The 14,853-nt window shown below is 62.9% G+C and carries 10 protein-coding genes; 4 read left to right on the top strand and 6 right to left on the bottom strand.

The genetic code is table 11. The annotated features are described in order from the left end of the window. Positions 1 to 27 precede the first annotated feature (27 nt). From M2427_RS02930 to M2427_RS02940, 3 genes are read right to left on the bottom strand one after another with little or no spacing between them, the layout of a single operon-like run. A complete protein-coding gene (locus M2427_RS02930; RefSeq protein ID WP_280704616.1) occupies positions 28 to 519 on the bottom strand; it encodes a DUF2059 domain-containing protein in 492 nt (163 codons plus the stop codon). A 23-nt stretch (positions 520 to 542) separates the two neighbouring features. After that, complete coding sequence (locus tag M2427_RS02935; RefSeq protein WP_280704617.1) at positions 543 to 1,754, bottom strand: OpgC domain-containing protein; 1,212 nt, start codon at positions 1,752 to 1,754, stop codon at positions 543 to 545. Between the two features lie 33 nt (positions 1,755 to 1,787). Continuing rightward, on the bottom strand, positions 1,788 to 3,041 hold the full coding sequence (locus M2427_RS02940; protein WP_280704618.1) for an OpgC domain-containing protein: 1,254 nt from the start codon (positions 3,039 to 3,041) through the stop codon (positions 1,788 to 1,790). 319 nt (positions 3,042 to 3,360) lie between these two features. Here M2427_RS02940 and M2427_RS02945 point away from each other — a divergent pair, with 319 nt between their 5' ends. Continuing rightward, positions 3,361 to 5,334 (top strand): potassium transporter Kup, encoded by a 1,974-nt coding sequence (locus tag M2427_RS02945; protein WP_280704619.1) that lies wholly within the window; start codon positions 3,361 to 3,363, stop codon positions 5,332 to 5,334. A 154-nt stretch (positions 5,335 to 5,488) separates the two neighbouring features. Here the strand turns inward: M2427_RS02945 and M2427_RS02950 are convergent, their stop codons facing one another. Together M2427_RS02950 and M2427_RS02955 are read right to left on the bottom strand one after the other, a co-directional pair. Continuing rightward, positions 5,489 to 8,644, bottom strand: coding sequence for an efflux RND transporter permease subunit (locus M2427_RS02950; protein ID WP_280704620.1), 3,156 nt, complete (start codon positions 8,642 to 8,644; stop codon positions 5,489 to 5,491). A gap of 13 nt (positions 8,645 to 8,657) precedes the next feature. Further along, positions 8,658 to 9,851, bottom strand: a complete 1,194-nt coding sequence (locus M2427_RS02955) for an efflux RND transporter periplasmic adaptor subunit (RefSeq protein ID WP_280704621.1) — start codon at positions 9,849 to 9,851, stop codon at positions 8,658 to 8,660. A gap of 108 nt (positions 9,852 to 9,959) precedes the next feature. On the opposite strand from M2427_RS02955, the gene M2427_RS02960 reads away from it, so the two are divergent. The 3 genes from M2427_RS02960 to M2427_RS02970 all read left to right on the top strand — a co-directional run bounded on the left by M2427_RS02960 (position 9,960) and on the right by M2427_RS02970 (position 13,471). Beyond that, the gene (locus M2427_RS02960) at positions 9,960 to 10,148 is read left to right on the top strand and encodes a hypothetical protein (RefSeq protein WP_280704622.1); all 189 of its coding nucleotides are present in this window, start codon (positions 9,960 to 9,962) and stop codon (positions 10,146 to 10,148) included. A gap of 248 nt (positions 10,149 to 10,396) precedes the next feature. Then, positions 10,397 to 12,109 (top strand): alkaline phosphatase family protein, encoded by a 1,713-nt coding sequence (locus M2427_RS02965; protein WP_280704623.1) that lies wholly within the window; start codon positions 10,397 to 10,399, stop codon positions 12,107 to 12,109. Positions 12,110 to 12,127: 18 nt separating this feature from the next. Then, positions 12,128 to 13,471, top strand: a complete 1,344-nt coding sequence (locus M2427_RS02970; protein ID WP_280704624.1) for a cytochrome c peroxidase — start codon at positions 12,128 to 12,130, stop codon at positions 13,469 to 13,471. On the opposite strand, the gene M2427_RS02975 is transcribed toward M2427_RS02970, so the two are convergent. Then, positions 13,468 to 14,532, bottom strand: a complete 1,065-nt coding sequence (locus M2427_RS02975; protein WP_280704626.1) for a hypothetical protein — start codon at positions 14,530 to 14,532, stop codon at positions 13,468 to 13,470. The genes M2427_RS02970 and M2427_RS02975 overlap by 4 nt on opposite strands. Between the last annotated feature and the right edge of the window lie 321 nt (positions 14,533 to 14,853).

The following is a 14,853-nucleotide window of genomic DNA, read 5'->3' on the forward strand; positions in this document are numbered from 1 at the left end:
CCACGTCGTCCCTCATGACCGGTGGTCCTAGAGTTTATGGCCCTTGTCCCGCAGCAACTGGGTCATCTGCGCCTTGATCTCGTCGGCTTCTTCGCGCGAGATTTCATCACCGATCTTTCGGCTCATCTCCGAGAGCTCCTGCGATTTTTCGATGTATTTCTGCCCGGGCGCGCTGCGATAGAACGCTTCGATCGCGTGAAGTTCGTCCAGGGAGAAATTCCTCGCATAAAGCGCTGCGGCGCGCTCGATCATCGAATTGTTGTATTTCGATTGGCCGGTTTCCAAAATCGCCGTCACTGCCGCGTCGAAGTCGTGCTCGATCTCGGGACGGTCCTGAGACAAAACCGGCCGCAGGCTGAACAGAATACCCGGAAGCATGGCCTTGAATTGATCGGTCACCCTCAGCGCCGTGACTAGGCGTCGGGCCACGTCCATGGCGGCGGGCGATGGGTCGTCTGCCCGCGCGCCACCCATTGTGAGCAGGATGGCACAAACAATGATCGTCAGTACCTTGTACATGGCCGTGTCCTCCTCGAACCCGCTCACGCGGCGCTTGGCTGAGTGCGAGCCGCGGGCACGGCCTCCGCCTGGGGTTTAGTGTCCAGGCGCCGGTCGCTGCCGGCGTCTACAAAGAGATTTTGGACCCGCTGTGCACGATCCAGAAGCCAGGCGACAGCGGTCATGATGGCCATTCCACCGATACTGAGCAGAATTTGCTCGATCACCTGGTGCTTCCACTGAACCAGCATCCAATGCACTCCGAACGACAGGAAGACGCCGAGGCAGAACAGCGGCAGCGAATGCTGGCCGCACAACACCAGCGGTCGCAGCCATATCGACTTCAGTCCTTCCCAATCTCGGTTGAGATAACGCGAGACGATGACCGCCAGCGCAAGGAAGTGCGTGAAGCGGAGCATGTCGAGGTCGGTCTTGTCGATCGGATAGATCAGCTTGATCATCCATTTCGGGATCAACGACTCCAGAAATGCACTGTGCCAGGTCATCACGATCACCAGCGCAAAGGCGATCCAGGCGATCGCGACTGCGAAGACGATGCGCGACTGAAGGAATTTGCTGATTTGAGCGACCGCGCCGCATCCGCACCAGGCACCGAAAAAGAACATCAATTGCCAGGCGAACGGATTGAAATACCAGGTCGCCCCTTTCGGATAGGACGGCAGGTTCCAGTCGAAATAGCGAGCGAGCAGGTACAGCACGATCGAACCTGCCAAGGTCAGATTCGGGCGTCGCACCAGGCACCACACCACGAACGGCGAAACCAGCACCAGGGAGATGTAGAGCGGCAGGACGTCCAGATCGACAGGCTTGTATTGCAGCGTGAGCGCCTTGCCGATCAACTCGTCAGGGTGCGCGAGGAAGTTGGCGACGTTGAACTCGTCCTTGTACATGGGATTGTCCCACTTCCTCGCTGCACGGGCGATCTGTGCCGTGAAGGCGAGGAACAACAGGATGTGGGCAACGTACATTTGCCAGGCGCGCAGCCACAATCGCTTCAACGCCGGAAGAAACTGGCCCGCAGCCACGATGGGAACGTAAATGAATCCGAGGAGATAGCCGGAGATGAAAACGAAGAACTCGGCTGCGTCGCTGAAACCGTAATTGCGTAGCGTGAGCCAGGCCACGACGTCGTCCGGAATGTGGTCGAGAAAAATCATCCAGAGGCCGAGGCCGCGCAGGAGATCGAGCCTCAAGTCCCGTTCTACGACAAAAAGATCCGTGCTCTCTCTTGCCATGTCAGCCTGCCCAGTCGGTTGAGTGTGTCATCATCAAGAACCTTGCGCGATCAGTTTGGACGTATCCGCTTTGGCGCGCTCGCGCCCGGACATCGCCCATTTGTACCAGGTGAATACCCTTGCTATGCCGTACAGGATCAAGATGCCGCCGGCGCCGACCAACACGTGCAGCACGACACCCGCATCAAGCTCGGTGAGCAGCGCGTAGCCTGCGAATGACAGGGCGACGCCGAGCGCAAAAATCTGAAGAGAATATTGTCCGCAAAGAATGAGTGGGCGCGCCCAGGCCGATCGTAACCCCGCCCAGTCGCCCGGCACGAAGCGTAGCGCGACGACGGCCAGCGCCAGGAAATGCGCAAACCTCAGGATGTCGAAATCGGTCTTGTTGATCGGATAGATCAGCCTCGCCACCCAGCCGGGGATCAGGCGCTCCAGTGACGGAAAATACCACGTCATGGTCACAAAGAAAGCAGCGCAGAGATAGGCAACGGCCAGCCACGACACGGATCGGGAATTGAGGATCGGCGATAGTCGCCTGCCTCCTCCAAGCGCGCACCAGGCACCAAACACGAACAGCAGCTGCCATGCATAAGGATTGAACGACCAGAAGCCGTCTGGATAGGTCGACAAATGCAGGTCGTATCGAAGCGTGAGCACATAGAGTCCGGCCGACAGGGCGAGCGGCAGATCCCTGTGCAATCTCGCGAGCAGCAGCACCAACGGCAGAAAGGCCATCAGCACGACATAGAGCGGCAGGACATCCATGTTCAGCGGGCGGAATCGCAAAAGTAGCGCCTGGATCACTTCGGAACCAGGTTGTTTGAAGAATTCTCCGACCTCCATCTCCTGGATGTAGAACGCCGGCTTCTCGGAAACCGTCGTAACGAAAGCGATTTCGGCCATCAGGACCAGGAAGAGCAGAAGATGCGCGGTATAGATTTGCCAGACCCGCCGCAGCACACGTGCTGTCCCGATCACGAAGCCCGTCTCGAAGGTTGCCCGACCGTAGACCAGAGCCGCGGTGAAGCCGGAGATGAAGATGAATACTTCGGCGGCGTCGCTGAACCCGTAGTTGCGTATCGTGACCCAGGTCAGGAGGTCTGGTGAAACGTGATCGACATAAATGAGCCAGAGGGCCAGGCCGCGGAAGAAGTCGAGCCGCAGTTCTCGCTCGCCTTTGGCGACGGCAAAGCTGGGTGTTGCGAGGGACGGCGACGAGGCCGGGCGGCTCGTCACCCCAATCTCGACCCCCGCGCCATGGATATCAAGAATCGGCGAACGCCTCATTGGTCCCCCTCCCTGTTCCGATAGGAGCTTAACCTCGGCTCTGGAACAAGAACATCGAAAATGCGATGCCTCCATGCAAGTCGACCCTGCCGAATACCTCACACAACGAATGCCGTGCGTGAGGGCTGCATAACCGGTACGGGGGGGACCTATCCAATGCCTTGGCCCTATGGCTTCGTTAGCCGGTCGGCATTGGAAGTGACCGAGAAGGACTGCCAGAGCCAACGATCGAGGGATGCGCGCCGTTCGTCCGAAACTGGCGCGGCACGCGCCTTGCATTTCCCCCTGCGGGTATCTGTCCTCACCGCCGAGGCCCCGCATGGATATGCCGTCCGATCTGCCGGTCCGAAGCCTGATCGATCGCGCCGCGACGGGTGTCGTCCTTGATCCGCTCGAAGCGGCGACCGAGCACCCGAAATCCGTCCATCACCTCGGCAGCCCCTGGTTTCTGGCGCTGACCGCGCTCGGCGTCGTCTTTGGCGATATCGGCACCAGTCCGCTTTACGCCTTCCAGGTCGCGCTCTCCGGCCTTGGCCATCCCACGCCTACAGCGGCCGAGGTGACTGGCATCGTCTCTCTCATTCTCTGGGCGCTGGTTGCCATGGTGGCCCTGAAATACGTCGTGTTCATTTTACGGGCGGACAATGACGGGGAGGGCGGCATCCTCGCCCTGCTGTCGCTGGTCGCCGCCGACAAGGTCGCCAACGGCGCGAAGCTTCCGATTCTGGTGCTGCTCGGCGTCATCGGCGCCTCCTTGCTCTATGGCGACGGCGTCATCACGCCGGCGATCTCGGTGCTGTCGGCCATGGAAGGCATGAAGCTGGTGGCGCCAGCCTTCGAAAATTTCATCCTGCCGGCGACGCTGGCTGTGCTGATCGCCCTGTTCGTGATCCAGCGCCATGGCACCGGCAGCATCGGAAAGCTGTTCGGCCCGATCATGGTGGTCTGGTTCGTCGTGATCGCGGCGCTCGGCGCCATCAACATCTGGCAGGCGCCGGCCATCCTGCTTGCGGTCAATCCGCTGGAAGCCGGCCACTTCCTGGTCGCCGATCCCAAGATCTCGTTCGTGGTGATCGGCGCCGTCTTCCTCGCGCTCACCGGCGGCGAGGCGCTCTATGCCGACATGGGCCATGTCGGGGCGACCGCAATCCGGCAGGCCTGGTTCGCGCTGGTGCTGCCGGCCCTGATGCTGAATTATTTCGGCCAGGGCGCGCTGGTGCTCGCCGATCCTGGCGCGGCCGACAATCCCTTCTACAAGCTCGCGCCCGGCTGGGCGCTGATCCCGATGGTGATCCTCGCGACCTTCGCCACCGTCATCGCCTCGCAGGCGCTGATCTCAGGTGTGTTCTCGCTGACGCGGCAGGCAATGCAGATGGGCCTTTCGCCGCGGGCGCGGATCACGCCGACCTCTTACGACGAAGCCGGACAGATCTACGTGCCCGCCGCGAACTGGCTGCTGATGGCCGGGACGCTGCTCACGGTGATCATGTTCCGCTCGTCGGAGAATCTCGCCGCCGCCTACGGTATCGCCGTGTCTGGCACCATGCTGATCACCACCATCCTGCTCTATCGGGTCGCCCGCTCGCGCTGGAAATGGACACGTGCGCTGGCGCTGCCGGTGATCCTCGGTTTCGGGGCGATCGATGCGAGTTTCCTGGTGTCGAACTCGTTCAAGATCGTCGAGGGCGGCTGGTTTCCGCTGGTGGTGGGCACGCTCATTGCCGCGCTGATGCTGTCGTGGCGGCGGGGCTCGTCGGCGGTGCGGCATCGCCTCAACGAGATGTCGATGCCGCTGAAGGAGTTTTTGGGCTATGCCGACACCGCTGTGATCGGCCGCGCGCCCGGCATGGGCGTCTGGCTGACGAAAGTCGAGCATGGCGCCTCGCCGATGCTGCTGCGCCATATCGAGCACAACCGGGTGCTGCACGAGACCGTGGTGCTGCTGACCTATGTCGGGGATCGAAGGCCGCGCGTGCCGTTCGGCGAGCGCCATTCGGTGCATCGCCTTGGCCATGGCTTCTACGCCATCCAGGTCCGGCTCGGCTTCATGCAGACGCCGGACATTCCGCTGACGCTCGACAATTGCAACAAGCTCGGCTTCGACGCCGACCTCGAGCACAAGAACTATTATCTGGCCCACGAGACCATCGTCCGCCGCGAGGCCGGATCTGCGATCGATCCGGTGTCCTTCGGCATCTTCTCGTTCCTGAACCGGATCGCCAGCCGCGCGCCGGACTTCTTCAAGATCCCCCACGACGCAGTGATCGAGGTCGGCTTCCGCGTCGACGTGTGAGGCATTGCGCGTTACGCACACCACCCACGATGCCATCTTGCCCCTGTTTTGCCCGACGCAGCAAGCGATTTCGGTGATACCGAATTTTCTCCAGTCATTTCAACCCCATCCCTACTGTGCATGGGGTTGTTTTCGCGTTGTCGCCGAAACTGCCCTAGGTCTTCACCTCCGCGGCCGGCTGCGCCTTCGGCGCCTTCCTTGACTCGCGCCAGTTCTCGAACCGCTGCACCACCACGAAGAACGCCGGCACGAACAGCACCGCGAGGCAGGTCGAGGCCAGCATGCCCGAGAACACCGTGATGCCGATCGACTTGCGCGCGCTGGCGCCGGCGCCGGTCGCGAGCACCAAGGGCACCACGCCGAGGATGAAGGCGAACGAGGTCATCAGGATCGGGCGGAAGCGGGCGCGCGCCGCCTCGATCGCACTTTCCACGACCTCCTTGCCGTCGCGGCCGTGCAGCTCGAGCCCGACCTCGACGATCAGGATGGCGTTCTTGGCCGACAGCGCGATCAGCAGGATCAGGCCGATCTGGCAATAGAGGTTGTTGTCGATCTTCAGCCCCGAGAGGATCAGCATCGGCCCGAGCAGCGACAGCGGCACCGCGAGGATCACCGAGATCGGCGCGTACCAGCTCTCATACTGGCCGGCGAGCACGAGATAGACCAGCAGCATGGCGAGGCCAAACACCCAGTAGATCTGGTTGGAGACGGCCTTCTCCTGGTACGACATCGCCGTCCATTCGTAGCCAGTGCCCGGCGGCAACGTCTTGTCGCCGATCTCCTCCATCAGCTTCAACGACTGACCGGACGAATAGCCCTGCGCCGGCAGGCCGACGATGGTGGAGGACGGATAGAGATTGTAGAGGCTGATCAGCGACGGTCCCGTCACCGGCGTGATGGTGGCAACGGTGCCGATCGGGATCATGTCGCCGTTCTGGTTGCGCACCATCATGTTGGCGATGTCGCGCTCGGTGACGCGGAACGCCGGGTCGGCCTGCGTGTAGACCTGGAACACGCGGCCGAACTTGTTGAACTGGTTGACGTAGGACGAGCCCAGATACGTCGACAGCGCCGAGAACACGGCGTCGGTCGTGACGTGCAGCGTCTGCGTCTTGACCCGGTCGATCTCGACATTGAACTGCGGCACCGCCGAGCGGAACGAGGACGAGACGCGCTGCAGCGCGCTCTGGCTCTGGGCGTTCGAGACCATCGCGCCGGTGATGGCCTGCAGCTTGCCGAAATCGCTGTTGCCGTCGCGCAGCTCGACCTGCATCGAGAAGCCGGCCGCGTTGCCGATGCCTTGAATGGGCGGCGGCGGCAGCACCAACGTCCGCGCCTCCATGATGGTTGCGACCTTGTCGTTGAGGCCGTAGACCAGCGAGCGCAGATCCTCGCCTTTGCCGCGCGCCTCCCAATCCTTCAGGATGATGTAGGCGACGCCGGCATTGGCAAGGCTCGCGCTGCTGTCGAGTGCGGAGATGCCGGCGATGGTGATGACCTGCTGGACGCCTGGCGTGTCCTTGATGATATCGGCGGCCCGGTCGAGCACCTTCTGGGTTCGCTCCAGCGAGGCGCCGTCGGGCAGCTGCACGGCGGCGATCAGATAGCCCTGGTCCTCGATCGGCAGGAAGCCGGTCGGCACCCGCGACAGGCCGTAGCCGCTAAAGCCGATCACGATGAGCGCGAACGCGACCGAGACAGTGGCGTGCTTCACGAGGAAGGTGATCAGCCTGATGTAGCCGCGCTCGACCTTGTTATAGACGGCGTTGAAGCCGCGGTAGAAGAAGTTGCGCTTCTCCAGCGGAACCGCCGGGCGAAGCCACAGCGCGCATTGCGTCGGCTTCAGCGTCGCGGCGTTGATGGCGGACAGCAGCGCGGTTGCCGCGATCACCAGCGCGAATTGCGAGTAGATGCGCCCGGTGAGGCCGGCGAGAAACGAGGCCGGCAGGAACACCGAGATCAGCACCAGGGTGATGCCGACGATCGGCGCGAACAGCTGGTCCATCGCCTTGATCGCGGCGTCGTGGCCGTTCATGCCCTGCTCGATATTGTGGGCGGCACCCTCCACCACGACGATGGCGTCGTCGACCACGATGCCGATGGCGAGGACGATCGCGAACAACGTCGACATGTTGACGGTGAAGCCGAGCGCGGCCATCGCGGCGAAGGCGCCGATGATGGTGACGGGCACCGTGGTCGCCGGCACCAGCATCGCGCGCCAGTCCTGCAGGAACACGAGGATGACGACCAGTACCAGCAGGCCGGCCTCGATCAGGGTCATATAGACCTCGTGCACCGAGGCGTTCACGAATTTCGTGGTGTCGAACGGCGTGTCGTACTTGATGCCTTCCGGAAAGCGCTTGGCGAGCTCCACCATCTTTTTCTCGACGGCCTGCTCGACCTCGAGGGCGTTGGCGCCGGGCGACTGAAATACGCCGATGCCGGTGGCCGGCTGCTTGTTGAGGGAGAACATCTGGCTGTAGGTCTGCGCGCCGAGCTCGACCCAGCCGACGTCGCGCACGCGCGTGACGTCGCCGCTGGCTCCGGTCTTGACGATGATGTTCTCGAACTGCGTGGTGTCGTCGAGCCGGCCGTTAACGTTGAGCGTGTACTGGAACGCCTGGCCCGGCGGTGTCGGCGGCGCGCCGACCTGTCCGGCCGAGACCTGCTGGCTCTGCTGCTGGATCGCCTGGATGACGTCCTGCGGCACCAGCCCACGCACTTGCAGCTTGTTCGGGTCGAGCCAGATCCGCATCGAATACTGGCCGGCGCCGAACACCGTGACGTTGCCGACGCCGGGCAGGCGGGAGAGCTCGTCGCGGATGTTGATGGTGGCGTAGTTGCTCAGATACAGGCTGTCGAAGGTCTTGTCCGGCGAGGTCAGCGTCACGAACAGCAGGATCGAGGTCGACTTCTTCTGGACGGTGACGCCCTGGTTCTGCACCGACTGCGGCAGTTGCGAGAGCGCGCTGGAAACGCGATTCTGGACCAGCACCTGTGCGAAGTTCAGATCGGTCCCGATCTTGAAGGTCACCGTCAGCGTGTAGGTGCCGTCGGAGCCGCTGTAGGACTGCATGTAGAGCATGTCCTCGACGCCGTTGACCTGTTGTTCTATCGGCAAGGCAACCGTGTCGATCACGGTCCTGGCGCTGGCGCCGGGATAGCGCGTCGTCACCTGCACCGTCGGCGGCACCACGTCGGGATATTGCGAGATCGCAAGGTTGAACAGCGCGACGCCGCCGATCAGGATCATCAGCAGCGCGATGACGTTCGAGAGGACCGGCCGCTCGATGAAGAACTTTGAGATCATGGCTGGCGACCCCTCACTTGGCAGACGCCTGCGGCTGCTCGATTTTGCTCTGCTGCGGGTCGATCTTCTGGCCCGGAATCACGCGCAGGAGTCCCGATGTGATCACGCGGTCATCAGGCATCAGGCCATTCTCGATCACGCGCAGGCCGCCGTCGACGGGGCCGATCTGCACCTTGCGCTGCTCGACGACGTTGTCCTTGTTCACCACCAGCAGATAGCGGCCGCTCTGGTCGCTGCCGAGCGCGGTGTCGGGGACGAGGAGGGCGTCCTTGGCGTCGCCGAAAGGCACGCGGACGCGGACGAAATAGCCGGGGAGCAGCACGCGCTTGTCGTTGGGCACGAGGCCGCGCACCGCGAGCGTACCGGTCGACGTATTGATGGTCGGCGCGACATAGTCGAGCTTGCCCTCGTGCGGATAGCCGGTCTCGGTTTGCAGGCCGACCTCGATCGGGAATTGTCTGAGGTCGGCCGTAGTCAGCCCGCGGCGCTGCGCCTCGGCGCGGATGCGCAGCACATCCTGCTCGTTGACGGTGAAGTTCACATAGATCGGATCCATCGCCACGATGGTCGCGAGCTGGGTCGGCGAGGAGACGCCGACGAGCTCGCCGATCGAGACCATATGCGCGCTGACGATGCCGTCGAACGGCGCGGTCACCTTGGTGTAGCCGTAGTTCACCTCGGCGAGCCTGGTATTGGCCTGCGCCTGCTGGAGATTGGCCTGGGCGTTGTCGCGGGTGGATGTCGATGTATCGAGCGTCGCCTGCGAGACGGCCTGGCGCTGCACCAGATCGACCTGCCGCTTGTAGTCGGCCTCAGCCTGCTTGAGCGAAGCCTGCGCGCCGGTCTCGGCCGCCTGCGCCTGATCCAGCTTCAGCTTGTAGGTCTCGGGCTCGATCGTGAACAGCTGGGTGCCCTGCTTGACGAACGTGCCGTCCGTATAGTCGATTGTTTGCAGGAAGCCTTGCACGCGCGCGACGAGATCGACGCTCTTGATCGGCGCGGTGTTGCCGGTGGCCTCGACATAGCGCGTGACCGGGCGCTGCACCGGCGTCGCGACGTCCACCTTGGGCGGCGGCGGCGCCACGAATGTGTTCTTGTCCTCGCAGCCTGCCAGCGCCATCACGGCCGCGGTGGCGGCCAAAGCCCGCCCGATAGATCTCCACGGGCGATCAAACTGTGCGGGATGGGCAGGATTCGCTGAGGTCATTCGGTGGCCCCCGATGGCTGTCTGTCGGTGCGGCAGGCTAGCAACAAATGCCCGGCCTTGGAACACCATAGCCATGGCAGTCGCGCTCCTTGCACGACAAAGAGCGGCGTGGCCATTGACAGTTTTGGCATGACAAAATCGCCTTTCACCGAGCGCACGATCGACCAGAATTGTGCCAAAGGCCGTGTGACGGAAATGAGCGACCGAAAGAAGGGGTTGGGCGACATGCCAACGCGTCTCTGGTCGATCTTTGTCGGGTTTGTTCTCGCCGCAGCGACGAACGTCACCCTGCGCTAGGCTTTCGATAATCACGCGATGAAGGACGTCGCTATCCGGATCGAATAGAATAGCCCTTGGCCGACGACATCTCGATCGCGAATGAAATTTTTGCGACGGGTCGGTAACAAGCGGCGACGTCTTGCTCAGTCGCGTCTGTAAAATTGTTTGTCCCAACAACTGCGCGAAATTTCTCTTGCGTCAAACTGACACAGCGTTGTCACCGGTGATCGCTAGGGTCCCGCCGTCACTCCTTCGGGGCAAACAAGATGAAAACCAAATTCTTGACGACGGCTGCGATGTTCGCAGCCGCGACGACACTTGCGTGCAGTGTTCCGGTGTTCGCCGAGGACTTCGATCGCGATCACGATGGCGATCATCGCCATCCGCACCACATTCATACCGAGACGCCGATCAAGCATCTCGTGATCGTCTTCAACGAGAACCGCTCGTTCGACCATTATTTCGCGACCTATCCGAATGCCGGCAATCCCTCGGGCTCGATCCCGTTCGTGCCGAAGCCGCATACGCCGAAGGTCAACAACCTCGCCAACGCCAATTTGTTGACGAATAACCCGAACAACAATGCGGCCAACGGCACCGGCGCGACGGACCCGTTCCGCCTCGACCGCACCCAGGCCAACACGCGCTCGCAGAACCACGCTTACAAGCCCGAGCAGCAAGCCGTCGACAACGGCAAGGACGACCTGTTCCCGAAATTCACCGGCCGCGGCACCGCCGGCGGCGTCGGAGCCTTCGGCACCAACGGTCAGGTGATGGGCTATTTCGACGGCAATACCGTCACCGCGCTCTGGAATTACGCCCAGCACTTCGCTATGAGCGACAACGCCTGGACCGACACCTTCGGTCCGTCGACGCCGGGCGCGCTCGAGCTTGTCGCGGGTCAGACCAATGGCGCCGTGAACGTCCTCGGCACATCGACGCAGACCGTTCCGGACACTCAGGGTGGCCTAACCCTGATTGGCGACACAGATCCGGGCAATGACGTGTGCTCGACCACGAACCCGGCATTTGCGACGCTCCTGATGAACGGCAAGAACATCGGCGACCTGCTCAATGAAGAGCACATCAGCTGGGGCAGCTTCATGGGCGGCTTCGATCTGACGATCAAGAACGCCAACGGCACGACGGGTTGCGCGCGTAGCACCTTGTCGACCGTCGTGGGCGCTGCGACCGCGGACTACATCCCGCATCACGCCTGGTTCCAGTACTACACCTCGACTGCCAATTGGACCCATGCGCGACCGAGCTCGGTGCATGCAATCGGTCACACCTATGCGGATGACCACAAGACCCTCGATCCGGCCAACCACAATTACGATCTCGAGGACTTCTACGCGGCGGTGAAGGCGGGCCATCTCCCGGCCGTCTCCTATGTCAAGCTGTCTGCCTTCCAGGACGGTCATGCTGGCTACTCCGACCCGCTCGACGAGCAGGTCGGTACTGTCGAGTTGCTCAACTTCCTGCAGAAGCAGCCGGAATGGCGCGAGACCGCCGTCATCATCACCTACGACGACTCCGACGGCTGGTACGACCACCAGTACCTCGCCCCGAAGAGCGCCTCGTATGATCCGACCGCCGACCAGGTCAACGGTCCGGGCCAGTGCGGCCTCGGCGCCAGCCAGCAACCGGCACCGAACGGCCTCAACGGCAAGCCGGTGAACGGCCGCTGCGGCCCGGGTACGCGCATTCCCTTCATCGTGGTCTCGCCCTTTGCCAAGACCAATCATGTGAGCAGCACCTACATCTCGCAGGCTTCCGTGGTGCGGTTCATCGAGGACAACTGGCTGCACGGCAAGCGTCTCGGCGGCGGCTCGTTCGACGCGACCTCGGGATCGATCATGGATCTGTTCGACTTCGATCGGGATCATGACGGTCACGACCACGACCGCAACAACGCGCTGTTCCTCGACCCGACTGCCGGCACGGTCATCGTCAGCCCGCCGGACGGCCACCACTAAGTCCGACAGGACGTCATGATGCACAGCCGCACTTTGTGGCTCCTCGGCGCCGGCCTGCTCTCGCTGGCCGGCGCTGTCTTTGCGGTCGAGACGCAGGGACTGGCCGAGGCGACCCCGTCGGGCGTCAACCCGAATCCGGTTCATCTCTACCGCCCGCCGGTCGAGCCGCTCTCGGCGATGGCGCAGCTCGGCAAGGCGATCTTCTTCGATTCGTCGTTGTCGTCATCGGGTGCGCTGTCTTGCGCATCCTGCCACAGCCCGGATCACGCCTACGGTCCGCCGAACGATGGGCCGGTGATGCTCGGCGGCGCCAACCTGTCGCGGCAAGGCGCACGCGCCGTTCCGTCGCTGACCTATCTGGAGCGCCACCCGAATTTCAGCATCGGTCCGGAAAAGGACGACGACGACAACGTCATGGATCTCGCGCAGATGGCCGCGCTCGGCCAGCAGGCCGTGCGCACGACCAAGACTGCGGGCGGCACCGGCGCGTCAGCGAACATCGTGCCGCAAGGCGGCCTGTTCTGGGACGGTCGCGCCGACACGTTGCAGGAGCAGGCGCTGTTCCCTCTGCTCGATCCCAACGAGATGGACGGCGGCAGCGCCGAGATCGTGGCCAACAAGCTGCGCAGCGCGCCTTACGCCCAGCGCTTCGTCGAATTGTTCGGCGCCGGCGTGATGAGGAATCAGCGGCTGCTGATTGCGGAGGCGATGTTCGCGGTCGCGCGCTACCAGGTGGAAGAGCAGACCTTCCATCCCTACAGCAGCAAGTATGATCATTGGCTCGAGGGCAAGGCGCGGCTCTCCGAGAGCGAGCTGCGCGGCCTGCAATTGTTCAACGATCCCGACAAGGCCAATTGCGCCGGCTGTCATACTTCGGCGCCGTCGCGCGACGGCCTGCCGCCGCTTTTTACCGATCATCAGTATGAGGCGCTCGGCGCGCCGCGGAACGTTGCGCTTGCCGGCAACAGCGATCCGAACCATTTCGATCTTGGCATCTGCGGCCCGCATCGCACCGACATGCCCGAGCAGACGCAATATTGCGGCATGTTCCTGACGCCGACGCTGCGCAACACCGCGACGCGTCGCGCCTTCTTCCATAACGGCGTTTTCAAAACCCTCGAGCAGGTGCTCGATTTCTACAATTTCCGCGACACCAATCCTGAGAAGGTGTTTCCGCGCGCCGCCGACGGCACGGTGCAGAAATACGACGACCTGCCGCAGAAATATCACGCCAATGTGGACGTCGCGGATCCGCCCTTCGATCGCCATCTGGGCGACAAGCCGGCGATGACGGACCAGGACATGGCCGACATCATCGCCTTCCTGAAGACGTTGACCGACGGCTACAAGGTTGAGAACTAGCGCTGATTGATCTCCGCGTATTTCGCCATCGCCTTGTCGAACTTCCGCTTGAACAACCACATCGCGCCGAGGATTTCGCGGAAGCTGGCCGAGCTTCGTGCCCGGTCGGACTTGCCGAAGGCGAAGATGCTGTTGTTGCGCAGGTGCTTCATGATGGTGGGATTGGACACCCTGTAGTTCAACAGCTCGCCCGAACCCAGCGCGGACCGCGTCGGCGTCGGGATGATCTGGACCAGCTCGAACAGCTTCATCTGCTCGATCGGATCGGGCAGCGTCTTCACGATCGCGGGGATCTCGGCAAACAACTCCGCATGCGCGTTCATGAGGCCGTCGCGCACATTGGTCCAGTGGTTGAAGCGGCGGTCGGTGCCGCGCGATCGCGCCTCTTCCTTGTCGTCGCGCGCACTGAGCGCGGGATCGACGGCTGCGATCTTGCCCTTGATCGCCTCCCATTTGCGCTGGCCGTTGCGGTCCTCGGACGGGCCGGTCTGCAGGCTGCCCATATAGGTGTTCGAACGCGCATTGCGGACGTTCTGCTTGCCGTTGGTCTCGGCATAGAACAGCCCCAGGCTGATGCGGCCCGCGGCGGCGGCGTCGTCGGGTCCAAGCCCTTTGGCGCGCGCAATCGCGGCGCCGAGATCGACGACGTCCTTGAACGGCGTGGCTGAGTCCTGAGCGCTCGCGGGCGGCGCCTCCATGATCTCGAAGATGTCTGCGTATTCGTCCACCAGCGGCTCGATCGCGGCATCGAAATAGGCCGGCGGAATCCCGAACTTGTTCGGCTTGCCGATCCGCGACGGCATGGCGTCGGTGAGGTCCTTGTACGTGCTGATGACGGCGACGCGGGCGAGATAGAGGGCCTGGCCCGGCAGGTTCGGCAGCGGCTGCTTCGCCTCGATCTGCCGGCGCCGCTCGGCGAGGATCGATTTGAATTCGCCGAGCGCGCGATCGTAGGCCGCTTGCGCTTCGGATTGCGTCGGCGTGAGCCCGCCCTGTGCCGACGCGGGCATTGAAAGGAACAGGGCCAGCACTGCGGCGGCGGCATAACATCGAGGTTGCATCGCGGGTTCCTGGGCCGCCGATTCGGCAGCTGTTGCGATCGTAAGCATCAATGGTGCAGGCTGGCGAGGGGCCAGATTGGGGGCAGCCGGATCCAAAGGGGCCGTAAAAGGACGGACGAGCCCGTCTTCGGCTTAAAGCAGGCTGACGAGGTCGCCCCGCTTTTCACTGGGCGTCTTTACGATTCGGTAGTGCCGGATCGGCACAATGCGCTGTCCTGCCGAGGGGCGAGGCGGCTGTTCCTGCGCGAAATTCTTCGTCTTTGCTGCCGCGCGTTGCTTCCCGGCACCTGTTTCGTCTCTTTGTCCTTGTCGCTCCTTTCA

The organism is Bradyrhizobium sp. BR13661, assembly GCF_029892425.1.
In the GTDB taxonomy this organism is placed as follows: Bacteria; Pseudomonadota; Alphaproteobacteria; order Rhizobiales; family Xanthobacteraceae; genus Bradyrhizobium.

What these genes read in the sequence shown, in the direction of transcription:
- M2427_RS02930 (WP_280704616.1), bottom strand. Translation starts at nt 519, where the DNA reads ATGTACAAGGTACTGACGATCATTGTTTGTGCCATCCTGCTCACAATG.
- M2427_RS02935 (WP_280704617.1), bottom strand. Translation starts at nt 1,754, where the DNA reads ATGGCAAGAGAGAGCACGGATCTTTTTGTCGTAGAACGGGACTTGAGG.
- M2427_RS02940 (WP_280704618.1), bottom strand. Translation starts at nt 3,041, where the DNA reads ATGAGGCGTTCGCCGATTCTTGATATCCATGGCGCGGGGGTCGAGATT.
- M2427_RS02945 (WP_280704619.1), top strand. Translation starts at nt 3,361, where the DNA reads ATGGATATGCCGTCCGATCTGCCGGTCCGAAGCCTGATCGATCGCGCC.
- M2427_RS02950 (WP_280704620.1), bottom strand. Translation starts at nt 8,644, where the DNA reads ATGATCTCAAAGTTCTTCATCGAGCGGCCGGTCCTCTCGAACGTCATC.
- M2427_RS02955 (WP_280704621.1), bottom strand. Translation starts at nt 9,851, where the DNA reads ATGACCTCAGCGAATCCTGCCCATCCCGCACAGTTTGATCGCCCGTGG.
- M2427_RS02965 (WP_280704623.1), top strand. Translation starts at nt 10,397, where the DNA reads ATGAAAACCAAATTCTTGACGACGGCTGCGATGTTCGCAGCCGCGACG.
- M2427_RS02970 (WP_280704624.1), top strand. Translation starts at nt 12,128, where the DNA reads ATGCACAGCCGCACTTTGTGGCTCCTCGGCGCCGGCCTGCTCTCGCTG.
- M2427_RS02975 (WP_280704626.1), bottom strand. Translation starts at nt 14,532, where the DNA reads ATGCAACCTCGATGTTATGCCGCCGCCGCAGTGCTGGCCCTGTTCCTT.